Below are 23,079 nucleotides of genomic sequence, written 5' to 3' on the forward strand. Positions count from 1 at the left end.
GGAAGGGTGCGCCGGGCGGGCCCGGCGGCAAAGATGGTCAGGTGTTGGCCTCCAGCCAGCCTTGCAGCAACAAGGCGGCGGCAATGGCATCGACCGGGTTGTCACGGTAACTGCCGCGCTGGCCGCCACGGGCCATGCGCTCGCCTTTGGCCTCGAAGGTGGTCAGGCGCTCGTCGTGGGTGTGTACCGGCAGGTTGAAACGGCCGTTCAGGCGGCGCGCGAACTTTTCGGCGCGGGCGCTCATTTCGCTGGGGGTGCCATCCATGTTCAGCGGCAGGCCGACAACGATGGCGTCAGGCTTCCATTCGGCAATCAGCTTCTCGACCTGAGCCCAGTCCGGCACACCGTTCTGCGCCTTCAGGGTGCACAGCTCGCGGGCCTGGCCGGTAACCACCTGGCCGACAGCCACGCCGATCTGTTTACTGCCGTAGTCGAAGCCCAGCAGCAGGCGGGGTTCGTTCTGCACTTCGGCCATCAGGCGTGGCCCGCCTGGCTGGTCAGCAGGTTCAGGTTGATACCCAGGCTGGCGGCTGCGGCTTCCAGGCGCAGGTCGCTGGCCAGGCCGAAGATGATTTCCGGGTCGAACGGGCAGTTGAGCCAGGCATTGTCGGCAAGCTCCGCTTCCAGCTGGCCTGCTTCCCAACCGGCATAGCCCAGGGTGATCAGGCTCTTCTGCGGCCCCACGCCTTCGGCAATGGCGAACAGCACGTCCTGCGAAGTGGACAATGACAGGCCCTGCAGTTCGACGGTGGCCTGGTAGCTGCATTCGCTGCTATGCAGCACGAAGCCGCGGTCGGTCTGCACCGGGCCACCCTGGTAGATCGGCACCTGCAGGGTGCTGGCGGGTGGTGCTTCGTCCGGGCGCAACTGTTCGAGGATGTCGGCCAGGTTGAGTTCCTGTGGCCGGTTCACCACCAGGCCCATGGCACCATGGGCATTGTGCTCGACGATGTAGGTGAGGGTCTGGGCGAAGTTCGGATCGGCCATGTGCGGCATGGCGATCAGGAACTGATGCTTGAGGTAGCTCGGCGTGAGGGTTTTCATGGGAGATAGTGTGGCGCCAGGTGGCGAGGCTGACAAGGTGCGGTTTTGTGTCCTTTATGCCAGCCTCTTCGCGGGCAAGCCCGCTCCCACAGGTACTCCACAGGGTTCGAAACCGGTGAAGATCCTGTGGGAGCGGGCGTGCCTGCGAAGAGGCCGGTAAAGCCGGTGAGTCAGTTACTGGACAAACGGTCCCCGCGGGCAAAGCGCCAGGTACGGATGATCTCCAGCCGGTCAAACTCGGCCAGGTCCCCGGTAAACGGCGCGAACGGCGCCGCCAGCCGCACGATGCGCTGCGCCGCCTGGTCGAGCACCGGCTGCCCGGACGATTCCAGCACCAGCACCTCGTACAACGAGCCATCGCGGTTGATCGACACCATCATTCGCAGGTTGCCGTAGATCTGCTGCCGACGCGCCTCCTCGGGGTAGTTGAGGTTGCCCACCCGTTCGACCTTCTTGCGCCACTCTTCCTTGTACCAGGCGCCCTTGTCGCGCATGGTCGATGCGGCATTCAGGCGGTGGATGCGCGGGCGCTTGGCGTACATCTGCTGTTCATTGGACAGCTCGGCTTCGAGGCTGGCGATCTGGCTCGATAGCTGCGAACTGTCGAACTCCGGCGTGGCGGCCGCAGGTTTGGGCTGCGGCTTGCTTTCCTTGGGCTTGGGCTCGACCTTCTGGGCTTTCGGCGCCTTGGTCGCCACGGCGGACTTTTCCGGCACAGGCGGTGGCGTCACTTCGGGCTTGGCCGCAGGCGGCGGGGTGACCTTGTTGATCTTGCTGTCCTGGAACGGTGCCACCTCGGTGGTGGTGGGCACTGCTTTCTTGTCCAGGGTGCCGCTACCCTGCTGGTTGTCCTGGGCCTGGAAATCGGCCTTTTCCGGCCGCTTCTCGCTCTTGAACGTGGCCAGGGTGATGTCCATGGTCTGGCGGATTTCCGCCGGCTTGACCACGGTGAAACCCACGCCAAGGATCAGCGCCAGGTGCACCAGGGCAGCCAGGAACAGGGTAAAACCAAGCCTGTCCACCGGGCGAACGCGCGGTGGCAGCAAGTCGGCGGGGATGTCGGCAGGCAGCGTCATCAGGTATCCAGCAACCGCGGGGCGGGGCAGCAGCTCAGTCGAAAAGGACCGGCATCATACCCCACTCCGCGTATTTGCTCCGCGTCGGCGGTCAGCGCGCCTTGAGCTTGCGATCAATGGCGTCCATCAGCTTGCCGCCAATGTCGGTGTTGTAGGCGGCGTCGATCTCGCGAATGCAGGTGGGGCTGGTGACGTTGATTTCGGTGAGGTAGTCGCCGATCACGTCGAGGCCGACGAACAGCAGGCCCTTCTCGCGCAAGGTCGGGCCGACCTGGGCGGCGATCCAGCGGTCGCGCTCGGTCAATGGGCGCGCCTCGCCACGGCCACCGGCCGCCAGGTTGCCACGGGTCTCGCCGCTGGCCGGGATGCGCGCCAGGCAGTAGTCGACCGGCTCGCCGTCGATCATCAGGATGCGCTTGTCGCCGTCCTTGATCTGCGGCAGGTATTCCTGGGCCATGATCTGCTGGTTGCCATGCTGGGTCAGCGTTTCGAGGATGACCGACAGGTTGGGGTCGTCCTTGCGGTGGCGGAACACCGAGGCGCCGCCCATGCCGTCCAGCGGCTTGAGGATCACGTCGCCGCGGCTGTCGGCGAACTCGCGCAGGATGTCCACGCGGCGGCTGACCAGGGTCGGCGCCATGCATTGCGGGAACTGTGTGGCGAACAGTTTTTCGTTGCAGTCGCGCAGGCTCTGCGGGCGGTTGACCACCAGCACGCCTTCGCGCTCGGCCTGCTCCAGCAGGTAGGTGCTGTAGACGAACTCCATGTCGAAGGGCGGGTCCTTGCGCATGAGAATCACGTCCAGGTCGGCCAACGCACTGTCCTGCTCCTCGCCCAGCTCGAACCAGCGTGCCGGGTCGGCGAACACTTTCAACGGGCGCATCTGCCCGCGGGCCTGGCCGGCACCCAGGTACAGGTCGCGCTGTTCCATGTAGAACAGGCTCCAGCCGCGCGCCTGGGCAGCCAGCAGCATGGCCAGCGAGCTGTCCTTCTTGTAGGAGATGGACGCGATAGGGTCCATGACAATGCCGAGGCGAACGCTCATGGGGTGGTTCCTCTTTGGCGGCGCGTGGCCGCGGTAGATCGAAAGTAAAGTGGCTCAGGGTGGCGCCGTGAACGCTGCTGGTCAAGGGGCGCGGCAGATGGAACGGGCACCCGGAGTGTGCTAAAAATGCCAGTCATGGCGCTGTGCAACAGGCCTTTGTGGCTGCTGCGCAGCCCGATCGCGACGCAGCGGCCTCACGGTTTCCGCATTATCAGCCACGGTAGCCCAACAGATGGAACAACCCCTGAAGGTGATGGTGATCGACGATTCGCGCACGATCCGCCGCACCGCACAGATGTTGCTCGGTGAAGCGGGCTGCGAGGTGATCACCGCCAGCGATGGCTTCGATGCCCTGGCCAAGATCGTCGACCACCAGCCGAGCATCATCTTCGTCGATGTGCTGATGCCGCGCCTGGACGGCTACCAGACCTGTGCCGTGATCAAGCACAACAGTGCCTTCAAGGACACCCCGGTCATCCTGTTGTCATCGCGCGACGGCCTGTTCGACAAGGCCCGCGGCCGGGTGGTCGGGTCCGACCAGTTCCTGACCAAGCCGTTCAGCAAGGAAGAGCTGCTCGATGCGATCCGTGCCCACGTGCCCGGTTTTGCCGCAACCCAACAACACGCACCCTGACCGCGCCTCGCCATGGCACGGTCTTTCTTTCCTGATGGGGAAACAGCATGGCCCGAGTTCTGATTGTCGACGACTCGCCGACAGAGATGTACCGATTGACCGGATGGCTGGAAAAGCACGGCTTCCAGGTGCTCAAGGCCAACAACGGTGCCGATGGCGTGGCCCTGGCCCGGCAGGACAAGCCCGATGCGGTGCTGATGGACATCGTCATGCCTGGTATGAACGGCTTCCAGGCTACCCGGCAGCTCAGCAAGGACCCGGAAACCAGCGCCATCCCGGTGATCGTCGTCACCACCAAGGACCAGGAAACCGACCGGGTCTGGGCGACGCGCCAGGGCGCCCGTGACTTCCTGACCAAACCGGTGGAAGAAGACGCCCTGATTGCCAAGCTCAAAGAGGTGCTGGGGGCTTGACCACCCGCCCGCAGGGCGCGTCGCTGACCGCCTTCGAATTGTTGCTGGACATCGACCGGCGCTGTCGCCTGCTGGTCGCCGACCAGCCGCCGCAGGACAGCCGCCTGCAACAGTGGAGCGGCATCGGCTTCCGCATCGCCGGCCAGTGGTTCGTGGCGCCCATGGGCGAGGTCGCCGAGGTGCTGCGCGAACCGCGCAGCAGCCGCGTTCCCGGTGTACAGCCCTGGGTGTGCGGGGTGGCCAACCTGCGTGGCCGGCTGTTGCCGGTGATGGACCTGAGCAGCTTCCTTGGGCTGGGCCAGGCCGCCCCGGGCAAGCAGCGGCGGGTGCTGGTGCTGGACCACGATGACCTGTTCGTCGGCCTGCTGGTGGACGAGGTGCTGGGCCTGCAGCACTTTGCCCTGGACAGCCTGCAGTTGTCGCCGCCGCAACCGCTGATCCACGCCGCTGCACCCTTTGTGCAGGGGCACTTCCCGCGTGAACGCAACTGGGCGATCTTCAGCCCCTTCGCCCTGGCCCAGGCGCCGGGCTTTCTCGATGTGGCGTTATAGGACCTGCGAACGTGAACAAGCCTGCCCCTCCCGTCACCGCTACCACCGTGACTCCACGTACCCGCAGCATTGCGCAGATCACTGTACTGTTCCTGATCCTGATCCTGTCGATCATCCTGCTGTTTGCCAACTTCGCCTACCTCAACACCCAGTCCAACTACGACAAGCAGTACATCGGCCATGCCGGCGAATTGCGCGTGCTGTCGCAACGTATCGCCAAGAATGCGACCGAAGCCGCCACGGGCAAGGCGCTGGCGTTCAAGCTGTTGTCGGATTCACGCAACGATTTCGAACGGCGCTGGGGTTACCTGCGCGAAGGTGACAGGTCCACCGGCCTGCCACCGGCGCCGCCGGCGGTGCGTGACGAGATGGAAGCGGTACGCCGTGACTGGGAGAACCTGCGCCGGAACACCGACACCATCCTGGCCAGCGAACAGACCGTGCTGTCGCTGCACCAGGTGGCGGCGACCCTGGCCGAGACCGTGCCGCAGTTGCAGGTGGAATATGAAAAGGTGGTCGAGATCCTGCTGCAGAGCGGGGCCCCGGCCAGTCAGGTGGCGGTGGCCCAGCGCCAGCTGCTGCTGGCCGAACGCATCCTCGGCTCGGTCAACACCGTGCTGGCCGGCGACGACAGCGCAGCCCAGGCGGCCGACGCCTTTGGCCGCGATGCCGGGCGTTTCGGCCAGGTGCTGGAGGGCATGCTCAATGGCAACGCGGCGATCCAGGTGACCCGTGTCGAGGATGCCGATGCCCGCGCACGCCTGGCCGAAATCGCCGAGCTGTTCCAGTTCGTCGCCGGCTCCGTGGACGAGATCCTCGAGACCTCGCCCGAGCTGTTCCGCGTACGCGAAGCCGCGGGCAACCTGTTCAGCCTGTCGCAAACCCTGCTTGACGAAGCCTCGCACCTGGCCAACGGCTTCGAGAACCTGGCCGGCGGGCGTACCCTCGACACCGTTGGCGGCTACATACTCGGTCTGCTGGCGCTAGCCTCGATCATTCTCATCGGCCTGGTCATGGTGCGTACCACCAACCGCCAGCTGCGCGAGACGGCGGAAAAGAACGAACGCAACCAGCAGGCGATCATGCGCCTGCTCGACGAAATCGAAGAACTCGCCGACGGCGACCTGACGGTGACCGTGTCGGTGACTGAAGATTTTACCGGCGCCATTGCCGATTCGATCAACTATTCGGTGGACCAGTTGCGCGATCTGGTCGCCACCATCAACCACAGTGCCATGCAGGTCGCTGCTGCCGTGCAGGACACGCAGAACACCGCTCGCCAACTGGCCAAGGCCTCCGAACACCAGGCCGAGCAGATCAGCGAGGCGTCCGAGGCGGTCGGCGACATGGTTGAGTCGATCGACCGGGTTTCGGCCCACGCCTACGAGTCGGCCAAGGTGGCCGAGCGTTCGGTGGCGATCGCCAACAAGGGCAACGAGGTGGTGCACAACACCATCAATGGCATGGACAACATTCGCGAGCAGATCCAGGACACCGCCAAGCGGATCAAGCGCCTGGGCGAGTCCTCCCAGGAAATCGGCGATATCGTCAGCCTGATCGACGACATTGCCGACCAGACCAACATTCTTGCCCTGAACGCGGCGATCCAGGCCTCGCTGGCCGGTGAAGCCGGGCGGGGTTTTGCCGTGGTCGCCGATGAAGTACAGCGCCTGGCCGAACGTTCATCGTCGGCCACCCGGCAGATCGAGGCGTTGGTGCGCACCATCCAGGCCGACACCAACGAGGCGGTGATCTCCATGGAGCAGACCACCGCCGAAGTGGTACGCGGTGCGCGCCTGGCCCAGGACGCGGGCGTTGCCCTGGCCGAGATCGAAGGGGTATCGCAGAACCTCGCCGACCTTATCCACAGCATCTCCGACGCTGCCCAGTTGCAGACCTCATCGGCCGGGCAGATTTCCCACACCATGGCGGTGATCCAGCAGATCACCGCGCAAACTTCCGCCGGCTCCAGCGCCACTGCCGACAGCATCCGCCACTTGGCCCGCATGGCCAGCGAGATGCGCCGTTCGGTGTCCGGGTTCACCCTGCCGCCACCTGCAGAGCCGATGAAGAGCTCTGGTGACGCGCCGCGCTGAGGAATGCCAATGGCTGTAGTTGCGATAAGCCCCGAACGCCACGACACCGTGGCGCTGGCCTGGACCAAGGCCGCCATCCTCGACTGCCTGGCCCAGGCGCGCCAGGCGCTGGAGCGCTTTGCCGGCGAACCGGGCGACCTGTCGATGCTGGCCTTCGTGGTCGACAACCTGCACCAGGTGCACGGTTGTCTGCGCATGCTCGAACTGCGCGGTGCCACCCGCCTGGCCGAGGAGCTGGAACTGTTCGCCAAAGCCTTGGCCGACGGCCAGGTCAGCCCGCGGGGGGATTGCCTGGGCGCCTTGTTCCGGGGCCTGGAACAGCTGCCTTCGTACCTGGAGCGCCTGCGCGGTGCCCGCCACGACCTGCCACTGGTCATGCTGCCGTTGCTCAACCAGCTACGTGCCTGCCGTGGCGAGGAGCCGCTGGCCCAGGCCAGCCTGATCAGCGGCGCCGCCCAACGTTTCGCCGGTGCCGACGACCTGGCCAACCTTGACCTGTCGCTGGGCAACTGGCGTGAACAGATCCAGGCCGGGGCGGGACGTGATGCCCTGCGTTCGGTAGTGACGGCGCTGTGTGACGACCTGATGCGCATCAAGGAGCGTCTGGACCAGTTCGTGCGTGGCGACCGCCAGCACAGCGAGCAGCTGGATGCCCTGCTGGCCCCCTTGCGCCACGTGGCCGACACCTTGGCGGTGCTGGGTTTCCAGCAGCCGCGCCGGGTGATCATCGACCAGGTGCTGGCGCTTCAGGCGTTGGCCCAGGGCGAGCGAGCAGTGGATGACGCGGTGTTGATGGATGTGGCGGGCGCCCTGCTGTACGTCGAGGCCACGCTTAACGGCATGGTCGGCCCGCTGGAGGAAAGCGGCCAGGGCGGCTTGCCGGGCTCGGACCTCGCCGAGATCCGCCTGTTGGTGTTGAACGAGGCACTGAACGTGCTGCAACAAGCCAAGGACCTGATCGGCGATTGCCTGGAGTCCGGTTGGCCGCGGCAACGCCTGCAACCTTTGCCGGGGCTGTTGCAGCAGGTTCGCGGGGCGTTGGCGATGTTGATGCTGCCGGTCGTGGCCGAGCTGTTCGAAGGCTGCGCCAGTTATGTACAGCGCTGGCTGCAGCACCTGGAGGTGGAGCCGCCAGCCGATGAGCTGACGCACCTGGCCGAGGCCCTGAGCGCAGCCGAATGCTACCTGCAGTGGCGAGTGGCCGACCCGTTGGCAGATGCCCAGCCGTTCATCGACATGGCCCGCGCCAGCCTGGCGACGCTGGGCGTGCAATGCACGCAGGATGACACCAGTGCGAGCCGCGATGGCAGCGCTGATGGCATCGACGACGAATTGCGCGAGGTGTTCCTCGACGAAGCCGGTGAACTGCTGCCGGAGGTCGAGCGCCACTGGCTGCGCTGGCGTGCCGACAACCAGCAGCACGAGGCATTGAAGGAAATGCGTCGCGCGCTGCATACGCTCAAAGGCAGCGGCCGCATGGTGCATGCCGAGGCGGTAGCCGAGCTGGCCTGGGGCGCCGAACACTTGCTCAACCGGGTACTCGAGGGCCGCAGCGTGCTGAGCCCGGAGGGCGTGGTGGCGTTGCAGCGGGTGTTCGTCTACCTGCCCGACCTGCTGGCCGACTTCGCTGCTGGCCATCTGCCGCAGCTGAGCGAAATCGAGCAACTGGCCGGGCACCTGCATGCGCTGGCGGAAAACGCCGCACCGGTGGCAGCGGACCTGGGCGGCTTCGATCCGCAATTGCTGGACATCTTCCGCAGCGAGGCGCAGGGCCACCTGGCCAGCCTGGATGCTTTCCTGCGCGATGCTGGCGACCACGACACGCCGGTCAGCGATGGCCTGCAGCGTGCCCTGCACACGCTCAAGGGCAGCGCGGCCATGGCCGGGGTGATGCCAGTCGCCGAGCTGGCCACTGCCTTCGACCGCCTGGCCCGTGAGTACAAGGGCCACCAGTTGCCGCTGCAAATGGCCGAGATCGAATGGCTGCACGCGGCGCGCGCGCTGTTCCAGCAGGGCCTGGCCCAACTCGACAGCACGCCGCTGGCGGCCATCCCTGGTGCCGCCGAGCTGATCGAGCAGGTTGGCCAGGCGGTGGACGAACGGCTGGCCAGCTTGCATGACGGCCCGCAGCATGCGCGGCGCAACAAGCGCGATCCGCAGCTGGTCGCCGGTTTCCTGGCCCAGGCCATGGACATTCTGCTGGATGCCGAGTCGTCGCTATCTCGCTGGCAGGAGCAACCCGGCCAGCGCGACGCGCTGGACACTCTGCTCGACCAACTCACCGCCCTGGGCCATGCCGCACACCTGGCCGACCTGTGGCAGATGGACGATCTGTGCGAGGCCCTGCTCGACCTGTACGGTGCCGTGGAGGAGGGCAGCTTGCCCGCCGATGCGCGCTTCTTCGCCCAAGCCCAGCGGGCCCATGAAAGCCTGCTGGACATGCTCGACGAGGTGGCGGCGGGGCAGGACATCACGCCGCGCCCGGCGCTGGTCGACAGCCTGCGCAACCTGCTGGGGCAGGCCCTCGCGCCAGAGGCCACCGGCCTGGTCGGCATCGACACGGTCACGCCGCTGCACCCGGACATGGACTTGGCCGATAGCCTGGGGCTGGGGCTGGCGCACAACCCTTTGCAGCCCGCTGCAGCGGAGCCGCTGGTGGAAGAGCCGGAAAGCCCTGGCGAAGAACTGCTGGAAGTGTTTCTCGAAGAAAGCTCGGACATCGTCGAGAGCGCCGCCGCAGCGCTGGCACGCTGGCAGGCCGACCCGCGCAACAGCGTCGAGGTGGACAACCTCATGCGCGACCTGCACACCCTCAAAGGTGTGGCACGCATGGTCGAGATCGCGCCAATCGGCGACCTGGCCCATGAGCTGGAGTTTCTCTACGAGCTGCTGGCCGCGGGGCGCCTGCCGCCGAGTGCGCCGCTGTTCGCTCTGTTGCAGAATTGCCATGACCGCCTGGCGCACATGCTCGATGCCGTGCGCTTGGGCCAGCCGCTGCATGCCGCCACGGCGCTGATCGACTACATCCGCAACTTCAGCAGCGCGGCGCTGACCGACAGTGCTGCGGGCCAGGGGCCGGTCGGTGCCGCTGCCAGCGAGGCGCCAACGGCGGTTCCGGAGCGGGCGCCAGGCGACATGGTCAAGGTCGATGCCGAGCTGCTCGACGAGCTCGGCAACCTGGCCGGTGAACACTCCGTCATCCGCGGGCGCATCGAGCAGCAGGTCAACGATGCCCAGTTCACCCTCAACGAGATGGAAACCACCCTCGAGCGCATGCGCGACCAGTTGCTGCGCCTGGACATCGAGACCCAGGGGCGGATCTCCAGTCGGCAGCAGATCGAAGGCGATGCCTATGACGACTTCGACCCCCTGGAGATGGACCGTCATTCACAGTTGCAGCAGCTGTCGCGGGCCCTGTTCGAATCTGCCTCGGACTTGCTCGACCTCAAGGAAACCCTGGCCCAGCGTGCCCAGGAGGCGCACAGCCTGCTGCAACAGCAGGCGCGGGTGAACAGCCAGTTGCAGGAAGGCCTCACCGCCACCCTGATGGTGCCCTTCGAACGCCTGGTGCCACGCTTGCAGCGTGTGGTGCGGCAGGTGGCCAGCGAGCTGGGCAAGCAGGTGGAACTGGTGGTCGGCAACGCCGAAGGCGAGCTTGACCGCAGCGTGCTCGAACGCATGGTGGCGCCGCTGGAGCACATGCTGCGCAATGCCGTCGACCACGGCCTGGAGAGCCGGGAAGTACGCCTGGCCGCCGGCAAGCCGGAGCAGGGCACCATCCACCTGAATCTGTTGCATGAAGGCGCCGACATCGTCATCGAAATGACCGATGACGGCGCCGGCGTGCCGCTGGAAGCGGTGCGACGCAAGGCCATCAAGCGCGGCCTGCTGGACCCGCAGGCGCACTTGAGCGATCACGAGATCCTGCAGTTCATCCTGCGCCCAGGCTTTTCCACTGCGGAGAAGATCACCCAGATTTCCGGGCGTGGCCTGGGCATGGACGTGGTGCACGAGGAGGTCAAGCAACTGGGCGGCTCGATGAGCATCGAGTCGGCCCAGGGCAAGGGCGCGCGCTTCCTGATTCGCCTGCCGTTCACCGTGTCGGTCAACCGTGCGTTGATGGTGCATCTGGGCGAAGAGCAGTACGCCATTCCGCTGAACACCATCGAAGGCATCGTCCGCGTGCCGCCCGCTGAACTGGCGGCGTGCTACCAACTGGATACACCGCGTTATGTGTACGCCGGTCATGAATACGAACTGCGTTATCTGGGCGAGTTGCTGCAGGGCATGCCGCGCCCGGCCTTGCTGGGGCAAAGTGTGCCGCTGCCGGTGCTGCTGGTGCATTCCCAGGAACAATCGTTCGCGATCCAGGCAGACGCCCTGTCGCCCAGCCGCGAAATCGTGGTGAAGAGCCTGGGGCCGCAGTTCGCTGCGGTTGCCGGGTTGTCGGGGGCGACATTGCTGGGCGATGGTCGGGTGGTGCTGATTCTCGACCTGTTGGGCCAGTTGCGTGGCCAGCAGCGGCGCCTGGCGCGCCTGCCGGGTGGTGGTGCGGCGCAGCGCCAGGTATTCGGGCCGGCACCACGGCGGGCTGTGCTGGTGATGGTAGTGGACGACTCGGTAACTGTGCGCAAGGTCACCAGCCGCCTGCTCGAACGCCACGGCATGAGCGTCCTGACGGCCAAGGACGGGGTCGATGCCATGGCCCTGCTGGAAGAGCACCGCCCGGATGTGCTGCTGCTGGATATCGAGATGCCGCGCATGGATGGTTTCGAGGTCGCCACGCGCATCCGCCGCGACGAGCGGCTGAAAGACCTGCCGATCATCATGATCACCTCGCGCACCGGGCAGAAGCACCGCGACCGCGCCATGGCCATCGGCGTCAACGAATACCTTGGCAAGCCGTACCAGGAGTCGGTCCTGTTGCAGAGCATCGCCCACTGGAGCCAGACCCATGCTTGAACTGATCGCCGGCCAGCGCAGCAGCCTGACCGGGCTGTTGCTGCCGTTGGGCGACCGCACCCTGGTGTTGCCCAACGTCGCGGTGGCCGAGTTGAGTGGCCAGCGCAACGTGCTGTGCCAGCGCGGCGAACCGGCCTGGCACCTGGGCTGGATCGACTGGCGCCAGCAACGTCTGCCGCTGATCGGCTTCGAGGCCGCCTGTGGCGGCGAAACGCCTTGCGGCGAGCGGGCGCGTGTGGTGGTGCTGAATGCCCTGGGCGATACCGGCCTGCGCTACCTGGCGCTGTTGCTGCAGGATATCCCGCGCTCGTGCAAGCTCGACAGCCAGCTCAACTACGTGGACGTGGCGTTGGGCCGGCTGGAGCTGGCCGCAGTGCAGGTGGGCGAGCAGGTGGCGCGGGTGCCGGACCTGGTCGGGCTGGAGCGGCTGGTGCGTGACGCTGATCTGCAACCTGACTTTGGTTAGGATGTGAAACAAAGCGTTTGCTCGTTTGGCTGACGCGGTCGTTGTAGGACGTGTAAGCCTGACGGGCCGCGATAGGGCCGGAGCAGACTGGCGCAGGAACCCAGCCCACCGCAGGAGGTCTGTGTTTGCATGTACTACGGTGAACGTTTCAACGCCTGGACTCACCTGGTCGGGGCTGTCCTGGCCTGTATCGGTGCCATCTGGCTGATCGTGGCCGCGGGCCTGCAAGGCGACCCGTGGAAGATCGTCAGCTTTTCCATCTACGGCAGCACCCTGCTGTTGCTGTACAGCATCTCTACCCTGTACCACAGCACCCGCGGACGGGCGAAAGTGATCATGCGCAAGCTCGATCACCTGTCGATCTATTTGCTGATCGCCGGCAGCTATACGCCGTTCTGCCTGGTCAGCTTGCGCGGCCCGTGGGGCTGGAGCCTGTTCGGTATCGTCTGGGGGCTGGCGGTTATCGGCATGCTGCAGGAGATCAAACCGCGCTCCGAGGCGCGGATCCTGTCGATCATCATCTATGCGGTAATGGGCTGGATCGTGCTGGTGGCCGTGCAGCCGCTGCTGCACGCGCTGGGCACTGCCGGCTTCGCCTGGCTGGCTGCCGGCGGTGTGTTCTACACCGTCGGCATCCTCTTCTTTGCCTTCGACAGCCGCTTCCGCCACTGGCATGGCATCTGGCACCTGTTCGTGATTGCCGGCAGCCTCATGCACTTCGTGGCGGTGTCATTCTATGTGCGTTAGCTAGAAGTCGCCCCACAGCTGCTGTGCCACCGACAGTGCCACCACGGGGGCGGTTTCGGTACGCAGCACCCGTGGCCCGAGGCGCGCGGCGTGGAAGCCAGTGCCTTTGGCCTGCTCAACCTCTGCCTCGCTCAGGCCGCCCTCCGGGCCGATCAGGAAGGCCAGCGTGGCCGGCCTGGCATGGCTGGTGAGAGGTTCGGCGACTGGGTGCAAAACCAGTTTCAGGTCGGCCTTGGCGCTGTTCAACCATTCGCCCAGGGTTACCGGTGGGTGGATGACCGGCAAGGTCGAGCGCCCGCACTGTTCGCAGGCGCTGATCGCTACCTGGCGCCAATGGGCCAGGCGTTTGTCGGCGCGTTCGTCCTTCAGTCGCACTTCGCAACGTTCGCTGACGATCGGGGTAATTTCATTCACCCCCAGTTCGGTGGCCTTCTGGATCGCCCAGTCCATGCGCTCGCCGCGGGACAGCCCCTGGCCGAGATGAACATGCAGTGGTGAGTCGGCTTGGCCGGCGAGGGCCTGGTCGAGGCTGACGCGCACGGTTTTCTTGCCCACTTCGAGCAGCTGGCCACGGTATTCCTGGCCGCTGCCGTCGAACAGCTGCACGGCGTCGCCGGAAGCCATGCGCAGTACACGGCCGATGTAGTGGGCCTGGGCTTCGGGCAGGTCGTGCTCGCCGAGGCTCAGGGGGGCGTCGATAAAGAAGCGGGACAGTCTCATGGTTTAGCTCGGACGGAAAGGGATCATGTGACCCTGTGGGGCGGGTTTACCCGCGAATGCGGCGGTGAGCCCGCTATCGCATTCGCGGGGTGAACCCGCTCCCACCGGGTTAGACGGCAGGCTGTAGGGCTAGCCCGGGTCGCGGAAGTCGGGGTGGAAGTTGGCCGGTACCGCCACGCTGACGCTTTCGCGGGTGGCGATTTCGATACCCTCGCTGGCCACTTCTGCAAGGAAGTCGATCTGCTCCGGGGTGATCACATAAGGCGGCAGGAAATACACCACGCTGCCCAGCGGGCGCAGCAGGGCGCCACGGGTCAGGGCATGCTCGAATACCTTCAGGCCGCGTCGCTCCTGCCACGGGTAGGCGACCTTGCCAGCCTTTTCCTTGACCATCTCGATGGCCAGGGCCATGCCGGTCTGGCGGATTTCTGCGACATGGGCATGCTCGGCCAGGTGCGCGGTGGCGCTGGCCATGCGCGCAGCCAGTGCCTTGTTGGCTTCGATCACGTTGTCCTGTTCGAAGATGTCCAGCGTCGCCAGTGCCGCAGCACAGGCCAGCGGGTTGCCGGTATAGCTGTGCGAATGGAGGAATGCGCGCAGGGTCGGGTAGTCGTCGTAGAACGCCTGGTAGACCTTGTCGGTGGTCAGGCAGGCGGCCAGCGGCAGGTAGCCACCGGTCAGGGCTTTGGACAGACAGAGGAAATCCGGGCGGATGCCGGCCTGCTCGCAGGCGAACATCGTGCCGGTGCGGCCGAAGCCCACGGCGATCTCATCGTGGATCAGGTGCACGTCGTAGCGGTCGCAGGCCTCGCGCAGCAGCTTGAGGTACACCGGGTGGTACATGCGCATGCCGCCAGCGCCCTGGATCAACGGCTCGACGATCACCGCACTGATCGAGGCGTGGTGTTCGGCCAGGGTCTGCTCCATGGCCTGGAACATGTTGCGCGAATGCTCCTCCCAGCTCATGCCTTCGGGGCGCAGGTAGCAATCGGGGCTGGGCACCTTGAGGGTATCGAGCAGCAGTGCCTTGTAGGTTTCGGTGAACAGCGGCACATCACCGACCGACATGGCGGCGATGGTTTCGCCATGGTAGCTGTTGCTCAGGGTGACGAAGCGCTTCTTGCCTGGTTTGCCGACGTTCTGCCAGTAGTGGAAGCTCATCTTCAGCGCCACTTCGATGCACGACGAACCGTTGTCGGCATAGAACACCCGGTCGAGCCCGGCCGGGGTCATGGCCACCAGGCGCTCGGACAGCTCGATCACCGGCTGGTGGCTGAAACCGGCCAGGATCACGTGCTCCAGTTGGTCGACCTGGCCCTTGATGCGCTGGTTGATACGCGGGTTGGCATGGCCGAACACGTTGACCCACCAGCTGCTCACCGCATCCAGGTAGCGCTTGCCTTCGAAGTCTTCCAGCCACACGCCTTCGCCGCGCCGGATCGGAATCAGCGGCAGCTGCTCGTGGTCTTTCATCTGGGTACAGGGGTGCCACAGGACCTTGAGGTCACGTTGCATCCACTGGTCATTGAGGCCCATCGGCACTTCTCCTGGCTTGCGGCTTGGTTCGACCGCGTAAGCCTAAGCAATGCCGCAGGGCAGGACAACCGCTGCGGTTCAATGGCGCTGGGCGCCGCTGCAATCGAGCCTGCGGGTGAGCGCGTCAATGGCAAAAATGTCAGTTGGCAAAAGCACTTGATGTCGCTGTGCTGGCAGGGCCGACGGACCTGACGTATTCTTAACGCATCTCTCTCGGGGCATTCCCGCCTCTACCCGTTTCTGTAACCCCTGACTCGGAGTTCGCCGACATGGCTGCTGCTTGGGTGCGCCTGTGCGCGTTGGTATTGATTGGTGTGTCCAGCGGCGCCGCGCTGGCAAAGGACAAGACACCTTCGGCGATCGTCGTGGGTGGCGGCCTGGCGGGCCTCACGGCTGCCTATGAGCTGCAGAACAAGGGCTGGCAGGTGACGCTGCTGGAAGCCAAGCCAGGCATGGGCGGGCGCTCGGGCCTGGCCACCAGCGAGTGGATCGGCAATGCCAAGGCGCAGCCGGTGCTCAACCAGTACCTTGACCGTTTCAAGCTTGAAACACTGCCGGCACCTGAATTCGTGCGTACCCCCGGCTACCTGATCGACGGCGAGTATTTCAGTGCCACCGACCTGGCCAGCAAGCAGCCGGCCACTGCCGAGGCACTCAAGCGCTACGAGAAAACCCTCGACGACCTGGCCCGCTCGATCGATGATCCGCTGAATCCGCAGGCCACCAGCACGCTGTTCGCCCTCGACCAGATCAACGTCTCCACCTGGCTGGACAAGCTGCAGCTGCCGGCCACCGCCCGTCAGCTGATCAACCAGCAGATCCGTACTCGCTACGATGAACCGTCGCGCCTGTCGCTGCTGTACTTCGCTCAGCAGAACCGCGTTTACCGAGGCGTCAGCGACCGTGACCTGCGCGCTGCGCGCCTGCCGGGCGGCAGCCCGGTGCTGGCCCAGGCCTTCGTCAAGCAGCTGAAGACCATCAAGACCAGCTCGCCGGTGACGGCTATCGTCCAGGACAAGGACGGCGTCACGGTCAAGGTCGGCAGCGTCGGTTACCAGGCGGATTACCTGGTGATGGCCGTGCCGCTGCGCGCCCTGGCCAAGATCCAGATGACCCCGAGCCTGGACAGCCAGCACCTGGCGGCGGTCAAGGGCACCAACTATGGCTGGCGCGACCAGCTGATGCTGAAGTTCAAGAAGCCTGTCTGGGAAAGCCGCGCGCGCATGTCGGGTGAAATCTTCAGCAACGCCGGCCTGGGCATGCTGTGGATCGAGCCAGCGCTCAAGGGTGGCGCCAACGTGGTGATCAACCTGTCGGGGGACAATGCCCGCCTGTTGCAGGCATTCGGCGACAAGCAGATGGTCGACCAGGTGCTGATTCGCCTGCATGCGTTCTACCCGCAGGCCCGCGGCTCGTTCACCGGCTACGAGGTCAAGCGCTACAGCACCGACGCCGGCACCGGCGGCGCCTACCTGGCTTACGGGCCGGGGCAGATCAGCAAGTACTGGCGCTTGTGGGAGCGCCCGGTGCAGCGCATCACCTTTGCCGGTGAACATACCGACGCCCTCTACCCGGGCACCCTGGAAGGTGCCCTGCGCAGTGGCCAGCGCGCGGCGAGCCAGGTCCAGGACCTGCTGGCGGGCAAGTCGTTCGACCCGGCCAAGGCGGCACCGGTGGCAGCGGCTGCAGCGGCAGGCGCCGGGGCGGCCAAGCAGAGCAAAGGTGGGTTCTTCTCGAATATGTTCGGCGGTGCTTCCGACAAGGACGACAAGGCTGACAAGGCCCCTGTCAAAGCCGAACCGAACAAGCCTGACGAGGCCAAGCAGGACAAGTCGGACAAACCGGGCTTCTTCTCGCGCCTGTTCGGTGCGGCGGACAAGCCTGAGGTGAAGGCCGAGCCGGTTGCCAAGGCCGAGGAAGTGGCACCGGCCCCGGCCCCTGTGCCAGCGCCGCAAGCCGCGCCAACCCCGGTTGCACCAGCACCTGTGGCCAAGGAAGCGGCGGCCAAGCCTGCTGCGACCAAAGCGGCACCGGCCAAGCATGCCCCGACGCACAAGCCGGCTCACAAGCCAGCCGAGACCCGGAAGGCAACGGCCAAGTCCGAGCCGGCCAAGAAAGCGGTGGCCAATACCCAGGCCAAGGCTGGTTGATCGGTTGCCGGTGCCGGACGCCTCTCCGCTCCGGCACAGGATTGGAAAACAGTGCCGATGCCTGTGGGAGCGGGTTCCTCCGCGAAAGGGCCGGCACTGGCAAGCAGCAACGCCCCGGCTATCGTTAATGTTTCCTTAATAGGAGGGTTTCAAAATTCATATCGGATTTATTGATAATCCGAAGCAATTTTTTCCGCTTTTCTTCGATACGTTACGCGTTAGTCTGTGCACAGCTTTCACGGGGAACACGTCAACATGCAACTGCGCAACTCACCTTCTCGCTACGGCGTAGTCAGCATCGTCCTGCACTGGGGCGTGGCTCTGGCAGTCTTCGGTCTGTTCGGCCTGGGCCTGTGGATGGTCGGCCTCGACTACTACAGCCCTTGGCGCAAGGCTGGCCCGGACCTGCACAAGAGCATCGGCCTGGTGCTGCTGGCGGTGATGCTGCTGCGGGTGGTGTGGCGTTTCATCAGCCCGCCGCCACCGGCGCCGGCCACTCACGGCGCATTCACCCGCCTGGCCGCCAAACTGGGCCATTTGGCACTGTACCTCGGGCTGTTTGCGGTAATGATCGCCGGTTACCTGATTTCCACCGCCGATGGCGTCGGTATTCCGGTGTTCGGCCTGTTCGAAGTGCCGGCACTGGTCAGCGACCTGCCGGACCAGGCAGACCTGGCTGGCGTGATTCATCTGTGGCTGGCCTGGGGCCTGGTGATTTTTGCCGTACTGCATGCCCTGGCAGCCCTCAAGCACCATTTCATCGACCGTGACGCGACCCTGACCCGCATGCTGGGCCGCAAAGCTTGACTCTCAACCTCAATTGCATAGGAAGGAAGTAAGGATGTTGAAAAAGACTTTTGCCGCTCTGGCGCTCGGTACCGCACTGATCTCCGCCGGCCAGGCCATGGCTGCCGAGTACAAGATCGACAAGGAAGGCCAGCACGCCTTCGTCGACTGGAAGATCAGCCACCTGGGCTACAGCTTCATCCACGGTACCTTCAAGGACTTCGACGGCAACTTCACCTGGGACAGTGCCAAGCCTGAAGCCAGCAAGATCAACGTCGACCTGAAAACCGCCAGCCTGTGGTCGAACCACGCCGAGCGTGACAAGCACATCGCCAGCGCCGACTTCCTCGACGTGAAGAAATACCCGCAAGCCAAGTTCGTCTCCACCAGCGTCAAGCCGACTGGCGACAAGACTGCTGACGTGACCGGCGACCTGACCCTGCACGGCGTGACCAAGCCGGTGACCTTCAAGGCCACCTTCAATGGTGAAGGCAAGGACCCATGGGGTGGCGAGCGTGCCGGTTTCAACGCCACCACCACGCTGAACCTGAACGACTTCGGCATCAAAGGGCCGGGTGCTACTTCGCAGACCCTGGACCTGGATATCAGCCTCGAAGGTGTCAAGCAGAAGTAACTCAGACCTGCTGAAGACCGAGGGGCCGCAAAGCGGCCCCTCGGTATTTCTATCTGTCAGCCCTTGCGGGTCAGCAGTGCCGGGCGCTCACCGCGCGGGCGACTTGGCAGGTCATCCAGCTGCTCGGGCGTCGGGTAACGGTCGAGCTTGGATTCCTTGCGAATGATCACCGGTTGTTTTTCCGGCTGGCGCGGGTTGCGCACGGCCGGTTCCTGCCGGGCTGCATCATCACGGGCCGGGCGGCCACGGCCAGCGCCGCCATCACGACGGGCACCGCCACCGTTGTTGGCACGGGGCGGGCGCTTCTCGCCGCCGCTGCCGCTACGCTGCTGACCACCTGTACGACCCTGGCCGCCGCTGTTGCTGCGCTGGCCGTTGCCTTGGCCGGCATTGCCGCCCGGGCGGCGGTTGCGGCCCTGGCCCTTGCCATTCTGATACGGGCTGACGTAGTCGGCACGGTTGCCGAAGTTGTCGATTTCGTCGTCCAGGAACTCTTCCGGATCCCGGTCGGCAGGCACTTTCGGCACGCTGGCGCTGGCTTGTTGCTGCTGGCGCGGCTTCTTGTCGCGCGGTTTGCGCTGCTGTGGCTTGTCGCCGGCTTTTTCCTTGTCAGCTGGCTTGTCCGCAGCCTGCTGCTTGGCCTTGCCTTTATCCTTGCCCTTGTCCTTGCGGCCGCCGTTGGCGTCTTTGCCACCTTCGCCACGGGCCTGCTGGTTACGCGCGCCACGGCCGTTGTTCTGCGGGCGTTCGCGTACTTCCGGCTTTTCCGCTTCTACCTGGCTGGCGTCGAAGCCCATCAGGTCGCCGTCCGGGATCTTCTGCTTGGTTACCCGTTCGATGCTCTTGAGCAACTTCTCTTCATCCGGCGCGACCAGGGAAATGGCCTCGCCCGAGCGCCCGGCACGGCCAGTACGGCCGATACGGTGAACGTAGTCTTCCTCGACGTTCGGCAGCTCGAAGTTGACCACGTGGGGCAACTGGTCGATGTCCAGGCCGCGGGCGGCGATGTCGGTGGCTACCAGTACCCGCACGCTGTTGGCCTTGAAGTCGGCCAGGGCTTTGGTACGGGCATTCTGGCTCTTGTTGCCGTGGATCGCGGCAGCAGTCAGGCCGTGCTTTTCCAGGTATTCGGCCAGGCGGTTGGCACCATGCTTGGTGCGGGTGAATACCAGCACCTGCTCCCAGGCACCCAGGGTGATCAGGTGCGCGAGCAGGGCGCGCTTGTGGCTGGCGGGCAGGCGGTAGATGCGCTGCTCGATACGCTCGACGGTGGTGTTCGGCGGGGTCACCTCGATTCGCTCCGGGTTGTGCAGGAGCTTGTCGGCGAGGTCGGTGATGTCCTTGGAGAAGGTGGCCGAGAACAGCAGGTTCTGACGCTTGGCCGGCAGGCGGGCGAGGACCTTCTTGACGTCATGGATGAAGCCCATGTCGAGCATGCGGTCGGCTTCGTCGAGCACCAGGATTTCCACGTGGGCCAGGTCGACCTTGCCTTGGCCGGCCAGGTCGAGCAGACGGCCCGGGCAGGCGACCAGCACGTCGACACCCTTGGCAATGGCCTGGATCTGCGGGTTCATGCCGACACCGCCGAAAATGCAGGCGCTGACCAAAGGCAGGTCACGTGCATAGACCTTGAAGCTGTCATGCACCTGGGCCGCCAGTTCGCGGGTCGGGGTCAGGACCAGTACGCGAGGTTGGCGTGGGCCGTGGCGCTGCGACTTGTCGGGGTGGCCGGCCGGGAACAGGCGCTCAAGGATCGGCAGGGCGAAACCGCCGGTTTTACCAGTACCTGTCTGTGCGGCGACCATCAGGTCGCGGCCTTGCAACACGGCGGGAATCGCCCGCTGTTGCACGGGGGTCGGCTGGGTGTAGCCCGCAGCCTCGATAGCGCGGACAAGAGCCTCGGAGAGACCGAGGGAAGCAAAGGACATGGGCAATCCTGTTCTCGTGTGGGCTGGGCCCGTGTGGGATGTTCTGCCTGGCGCGACGGGCATCGGTGGGATGCGATCGCGTCCGGTCCAGCTGGGCTTTCACTGCACATCCAAGTAACGGGGGGTGGACGCCAAAAGGTGCGTCGATGCCGATCGGGATGCCTGTTGCGAGGCCGAGCGTCCGGGCGTGAGCCGGGCGGGAAGGCCCGAGTATAACAGAGCTATCGCGCCGTGCTGCTTTCCTGCTGCTCAACGGCGTTGGGAATGTTCCCGATGTCGCCTGTGTAGCGCTGGCTGATTGCCGCGTAGGCCGGTTCCTGCTTGAAACGCCGCAGTTCCTTGGCAAAGGCCTGGGCCAGCAACTCGCGTCCCGGCTTGCGTACCAGGGCCAGGTATTGCGCCTGGCGGTTGACCACCAGCGGCAATACCTCGACCTGCTGTTGCAGGCCCAGGTGCTGCAGCAGGTAATGGCCAACCCTGCGGTCGGTGACTGCCAGGTCGATGCGGCCCAGGACCAGCTTGCCGAAGTTGGCTTCGTGGCTAGGGGCGGCTTCGCGTTTGAAGTAGGCGGCCTCGTTGAACGCTGCACCATAGTTGTAGCCGGGCGAAGTGCCGACGGTGAAGCCGGCGAGATCCCCCAGCTTGCTGACCGGATGGCGACGTGCGCTGGCCTGGAACAGGACGAATTCGACATCCGACATGGGCTCGGCGGCGTAAACCAGGTAGGGCTGGCGTGACTCGTTCTGGAATACATCGAGGATGCCGTCGGCCAGGCCTTGTTCGATCATTGCCAGGCAGCGCTTCCACGGCAGGATCTGCACGTCCACCTCGACGCCGAGGCGTGCGAAGACCCGGGTGGTAACTTCGTAGTCGATGCCGCGCAGCTGGCCGTCATGCAGGTAGACATAGGGGGCCCAGTCATCGGTCACCAGGCGCAGGCGCTCGCCCAGCGCCAGGGGGCTCAGGCAGGCTAACAAGAGAATCCACAACAGACGGGCGACGTACGGCATGGCCGGAGATTACAAGCTCGGTCTGTTCAAGACCAGCGCCCCGACATTTAGAGTGGGCGAGGGCTGCAACGCGGCCTAGGCGGGACCTGCGGCCGCTCTGCGGCCCGATTGCGACGCAAGGCCGCTCCGGCAGGCACTTCAGCCCTGCGAAGACCGCAGCAGATGCGCCTCGATGTCCTTGCGTCGCTCGCCCAGTGTCAGGCGCAACCCAGGGTGGCGCAGGCACTGGCGCAGTTGCTCGGGCTGCATGTGGCCATTACGCGCATTGAGGTTCTCCAGGGCCTTGTCCCACCAGGCCGGTGCGCAGGCGCGGTCGAACTCGTTGGGGTAGGGGTAGCAGCCATACAGCAACTCGCGGGCGAACTGGCGTTCGTGGCTGGGCAGGGTCATGCTCAGTGCCTTGTAGCCCAGGCGTTGCAGGGCCGGTGGCCGTGGCAGCTGGTCATTGACCAGGTGCACGTCAGCCAGCGCGGCGTCGCTCAGCGGGTCATGGCCATGCTTGCGCAGCCAGGCCTGGATCTTGGCGCGGAACTGCGCCTTGCGGCTCCAGTAGTGGTGGATGACGTCGGTGCATTCGGCCAGCTCCAGCGTGCGGTAGGCCGCCACTGCCAGGCAGAATTCCTCGAGGGTATAGGCCTCGCGAGCCAGCGGATGGAACTCGTCCATCATGGCGATGGAGCGGTCCAGGGTGCCTGCGTCCTGCGCCGTGAGTCCGATAACCCCAGAGTTGACCAGTGGCATCTGGCAATCGGCAAGGCCACGGGACTCGAGAATGGCCAGCAGGTTCTTGTACAGCAGGCATTTCTGGTTGCTGCCATAGCGTGCGCCGATGGCATTGCACAGCAGACGCCCTGGGGCTACCCGGGCGAACAGTTCCAGCGGCGACTTGCGGAAGAACGTGTCGGTGTCGATCAGCACTGCCAGTGGGTGTTGCTGCAGCACTTGGCGCAGCAGCACATGCTTGCTGCGGAAGTGATACCCGTGAGGGGCGTTCCATGCCTGGCGCGTCGCTTCGTCCAGCACGTGCACGGTGACCGGCAGGCCGGCATAGGGTTGCGGATTGTCGGTGTAGACCTGGATGTCCATGGCTTCGCCTGCTGCCGAGTCCAGATGGGTCAGGGCGCTGACGATGCTGAAGCAGGCTTCTTGGTGGTAGGTCGCCGGGCCAAAAGCCAGGTAGACGAGCTGTGGATGCGAGTGCTGCATGGCAGGCAAGACCTGTGTAACCCGAAAATGAATAAGGCTTTAGTCTATGACCAAAGCCTTAATCGGATCTTAAAC

Annotated in this window: 19 protein-coding genes; 10 read left to right on the forward strand and 9 right to left on the reverse strand. The window is 65.1% G+C overall.

What is annotated here, in order from left to right:
• Positions 1-37 precede the first annotated feature (37 nt).
• From ruvX to gshB, 4 genes are all read right to left on the reverse strand, one after another.
• Positions 38-475 (reverse strand): Holliday junction resolvase RuvX, encoded by a 438-nt coding sequence (gene ruvX / locus QSV36_RS18210; protein WP_289133624.1) that lies wholly within the window; start codon positions 473-475, stop codon positions 38-40.
• Positions 475-1,044 carry a YqgE/AlgH family protein gene (locus tag QSV36_RS18215; protein ID WP_289133625.1) on the reverse strand — a complete coding sequence of 190 codons (570 nt, stop codon included), beginning with the start codon at positions 1,042-1,044 and terminating at the stop codon, positions 475-477. The genes ruvX and QSV36_RS18215 overlap by 1 nt, the downstream gene beginning before the upstream one ends.
• 170 nt (positions 1,045-1,214) lie before the next feature.
• Positions 1,215-2,120, reverse strand: coding sequence for an energy transducer TonB (locus QSV36_RS18220; protein WP_289133626.1), 906 nt, complete (start codon positions 2,118-2,120; stop codon positions 1,215-1,217).
• 91 nt (positions 2,121-2,211) lie between these two features.
• A complete protein-coding gene (gene gshB / locus QSV36_RS18225) occupies positions 2,212-3,165 on the reverse strand; it encodes a glutathione synthase (protein ID WP_289133627.1) in 954 nt (317 codons plus the stop codon).
• Positions 3,166-3,397: 232 nt separating this feature from the next.
• On the opposite strand from gshB, the gene QSV36_RS18230 reads away from it, so the two are divergent.
• From QSV36_RS18230 to trhA, 7 genes are all read left to right on the forward strand, one after another.
• Positions 3,398-3,799, forward strand: a complete 402-nt coding sequence (locus QSV36_RS18230) for a response regulator (RefSeq protein WP_170033184.1) — start codon at positions 3,398-3,400, stop codon at positions 3,797-3,799.
• Positions 3,800-3,846: 47 nt separating this feature from the next.
• A complete protein-coding gene (gene pilH / locus QSV36_RS18235) occupies positions 3,847-4,212 on the forward strand; it encodes a twitching motility response regulator PilH (RefSeq protein ID WP_170033182.1) in 366 nt (121 codons plus the stop codon).
• Positions 4,209-4,763: a chemotaxis protein CheW gene (locus tag QSV36_RS18240; RefSeq protein WP_289133628.1), complete on the forward strand. Its 555-nt coding sequence runs from the start codon at positions 4,209-4,211 to the stop codon at positions 4,761-4,763. Before pilH ends, QSV36_RS18240 begins: the two co-directional genes overlap by 4 nt.
• 47 nt (positions 4,764-4,810) lie before the next feature.
• Positions 4,811-6,859, forward strand: a complete 2,049-nt coding sequence (locus QSV36_RS18245; RefSeq protein ID WP_289134213.1) for a methyl-accepting chemotaxis protein — start codon at positions 4,811-4,813, stop codon at positions 6,857-6,859.
• Between the two features lie 9 nt (positions 6,860-6,868).
• Positions 6,869-11,821 (forward strand): hybrid sensor histidine kinase/response regulator, encoded by a 4,953-nt coding sequence (locus QSV36_RS18250; RefSeq protein ID WP_289133629.1) that lies wholly within the window; start codon positions 6,869-6,871, stop codon positions 11,819-11,821.
• Positions 11,814-12,287, forward strand: coding sequence for a chemotaxis protein CheW (locus QSV36_RS18255; RefSeq protein WP_289133630.1), 474 nt, complete (start codon positions 11,814-11,816; stop codon positions 12,285-12,287). The genes QSV36_RS18250 and QSV36_RS18255 overlap by 8 nt, the downstream gene beginning before the upstream one ends.
• A 129-nt stretch (positions 12,288-12,416) precedes the next feature.
• Positions 12,417-13,034 carry a PAQR family membrane homeostasis protein TrhA gene (trhA, locus tag QSV36_RS18260; protein ID WP_170033172.1) on the forward strand — a complete coding sequence of 206 codons (618 nt, stop codon included), beginning with the start codon at positions 12,417-12,419 and terminating at the stop codon, positions 13,032-13,034.
• Here trhA and QSV36_RS18265 read toward each other — a convergent pair whose 3' ends face one another.
• On the reverse strand, positions 13,035-13,754 hold the full coding sequence (locus QSV36_RS18265) for a 16S rRNA (uracil(1498)-N(3))-methyltransferase (protein ID WP_289133631.1): 720 nt from the start codon (positions 13,752-13,754) through the stop codon (positions 13,035-13,037).
• 129 nt (positions 13,755-13,883) lie between these two features.
• A complete protein-coding gene (locus tag QSV36_RS18270) occupies positions 13,884-15,290 on the reverse strand; it encodes an adenosylmethionine--8-amino-7-oxononanoate transaminase (RefSeq protein WP_289133632.1) in 1,407 nt (468 codons plus the stop codon).
• Between the two features lie 269 nt (positions 15,291-15,559).
• On the opposite strand from QSV36_RS18270, the gene QSV36_RS18275 reads away from it, so the two are divergent.
• The 3 genes from QSV36_RS18275 (at position 15,560) to QSV36_RS18285 (ending at position 18,860) form a co-directional block, all read left to right on the forward strand.
• Entirely contained in the window at positions 15,560-17,440 is a 1,881-nt protein-coding gene (locus tag QSV36_RS18275; RefSeq protein WP_289133633.1) for a flavin monoamine oxidase family protein, read from the forward strand.
• Positions 17,441-17,695: 255 nt separating this feature from the next.
• A complete protein-coding gene (locus QSV36_RS18280) occupies positions 17,696-18,247 on the forward strand; it encodes a cytochrome b (protein WP_289133634.1) in 552 nt (183 codons plus the stop codon).
• A gap of 34 nt (positions 18,248-18,281) precedes the next feature.
• Complete coding sequence (locus QSV36_RS18285) at positions 18,282-18,860, forward strand: YceI family protein (protein ID WP_170033162.1); 579 nt, start codon at positions 18,282-18,284, stop codon at positions 18,858-18,860.
• A gap of 56 nt (positions 18,861-18,916) precedes the next feature.
• On the opposite strand, the gene rhlE2 is transcribed toward QSV36_RS18285, so the two are convergent.
• The 3 genes from rhlE2 to QSV36_RS18300 all read right to left on the reverse strand — a co-directional run bounded on the left by rhlE2 (position 18,917) and on the right by QSV36_RS18300 (position 23,004).
• Positions 18,917-20,788, reverse strand: a complete 1,872-nt coding sequence (rhlE2, locus tag QSV36_RS18290) for an RNA helicase RhlE2 (RefSeq protein WP_289133635.1) — start codon at positions 20,786-20,788, stop codon at positions 18,917-18,919.
• 221 nt (positions 20,789-21,009) lie between these two features.
• Positions 21,010-21,798 carry a substrate-binding periplasmic protein gene (locus tag QSV36_RS18295; protein ID WP_289133636.1) on the reverse strand — a complete coding sequence of 263 codons (789 nt, stop codon included), beginning with the start codon at positions 21,796-21,798 and terminating at the stop codon, positions 21,010-21,012.
• Between the two features lie 138 nt (positions 21,799-21,936).
• Positions 21,937-23,004: a hypothetical protein gene (locus QSV36_RS18300; protein WP_289133637.1), complete on the reverse strand. Its 1,068-nt coding sequence runs from the start codon at positions 23,002-23,004 to the stop codon at positions 21,937-21,939.
• Positions 23,005-23,079 lie beyond the last annotated feature (75 nt).

The organism is Pseudomonas sp. BCRC 81390, assembly GCF_030341915.1.
Lineage (GTDB): Bacteria > Pseudomonadota > Gammaproteobacteria > Pseudomonadales > Pseudomonadaceae > Aquipseudomonas.

Excerpts from the sequence above, each read along its gene's own strand:
- QSV36_RS18255 (WP_289133630.1), top strand. The coding sequence starts at position 11,814 with ATGCTTGAACTGATCGCCGGCCAGCGCAGCAGCCTGACCGGGCTGTTG.
- QSV36_RS18295 (WP_289133636.1), bottom strand. The coding sequence starts at position 21,798 with ATGCCGTACGTCGCCCGTCTGTTGTGGATTCTCTTGTTAGCCTGCCTG.
- QSV36_RS18270 (WP_289133632.1), bottom strand. The coding sequence starts at position 15,290 with ATGGGCCTCAATGACCAGTGGATGCAACGTGACCTCAAGGTCCTGTGG.
- QSV36_RS18300 (WP_289133637.1), bottom strand. The coding sequence starts at position 23,004 with ATGCAGCACTCGCATCCACAGCTCGTCTACCTGGCTTTTGGCCCGGCG.
- gshB (WP_289133627.1), bottom strand. The coding sequence starts at position 3,165 with ATGAGCGTTCGCCTCGGCATTGTCATGGACCCTATCGCGTCCATCTCC.
- rhlE2 (WP_289133635.1), bottom strand. The coding sequence starts at position 20,788 with ATGTCCTTTGCTTCCCTCGGTCTCTCCGAGGCTCTTGTCCGCGCTATC.
- QSV36_RS18265 (WP_289133631.1), bottom strand. The coding sequence starts at position 13,754 with ATGAGACTGTCCCGCTTCTTTATCGACGCCCCCCTGAGCCTCGGCGAG.
- QSV36_RS18280 (WP_289133634.1), top strand. The coding sequence starts at position 17,696 with ATGCAACTGCGCAACTCACCTTCTCGCTACGGCGTAGTCAGCATCGTC.
- QSV36_RS18250 (WP_289133629.1), top strand. The coding sequence starts at position 6,869 with ATGGCTGTAGTTGCGATAAGCCCCGAACGCCACGACACCGTGGCGCTG.
- pilH (WP_170033182.1), top strand. The coding sequence starts at position 3,847 with ATGGCCCGAGTTCTGATTGTCGACGACTCGCCGACAGAGATGTACCGA.
- ruvX (WP_289133624.1), bottom strand. The coding sequence starts at position 475 with ATGGCCGAAGTGCAGAACGAACCCCGCCTGCTGCTGGGCTTCGACTAC.
- QSV36_RS18275 (WP_289133633.1), top strand. The coding sequence starts at position 15,560 with ATGGCTGCTGCTTGGGTGCGCCTGTGCGCGTTGGTATTGATTGGTGTG.
- QSV36_RS18220 (WP_289133626.1), bottom strand. The coding sequence starts at position 2,120 with ATGACGCTGCCTGCCGACATCCCCGCCGACTTGCTGCCACCGCGCGTT.
- trhA (WP_170033172.1), top strand. The coding sequence starts at position 12,417 with ATGTACTACGGTGAACGTTTCAACGCCTGGACTCACCTGGTCGGGGCT.
- QSV36_RS18230 (WP_170033184.1), top strand. The coding sequence starts at position 3,398 with ATGGAACAACCCCTGAAGGTGATGGTGATCGACGATTCGCGCACGATC.
- QSV36_RS18215 (WP_289133625.1), bottom strand. The coding sequence starts at position 1,044 with ATGAAAACCCTCACGCCGAGCTACCTCAAGCATCAGTTCCTGATCGCC.
- QSV36_RS18285 (WP_170033162.1), top strand. The coding sequence starts at position 18,282 with ATGTTGAAAAAGACTTTTGCCGCTCTGGCGCTCGGTACCGCACTGATC.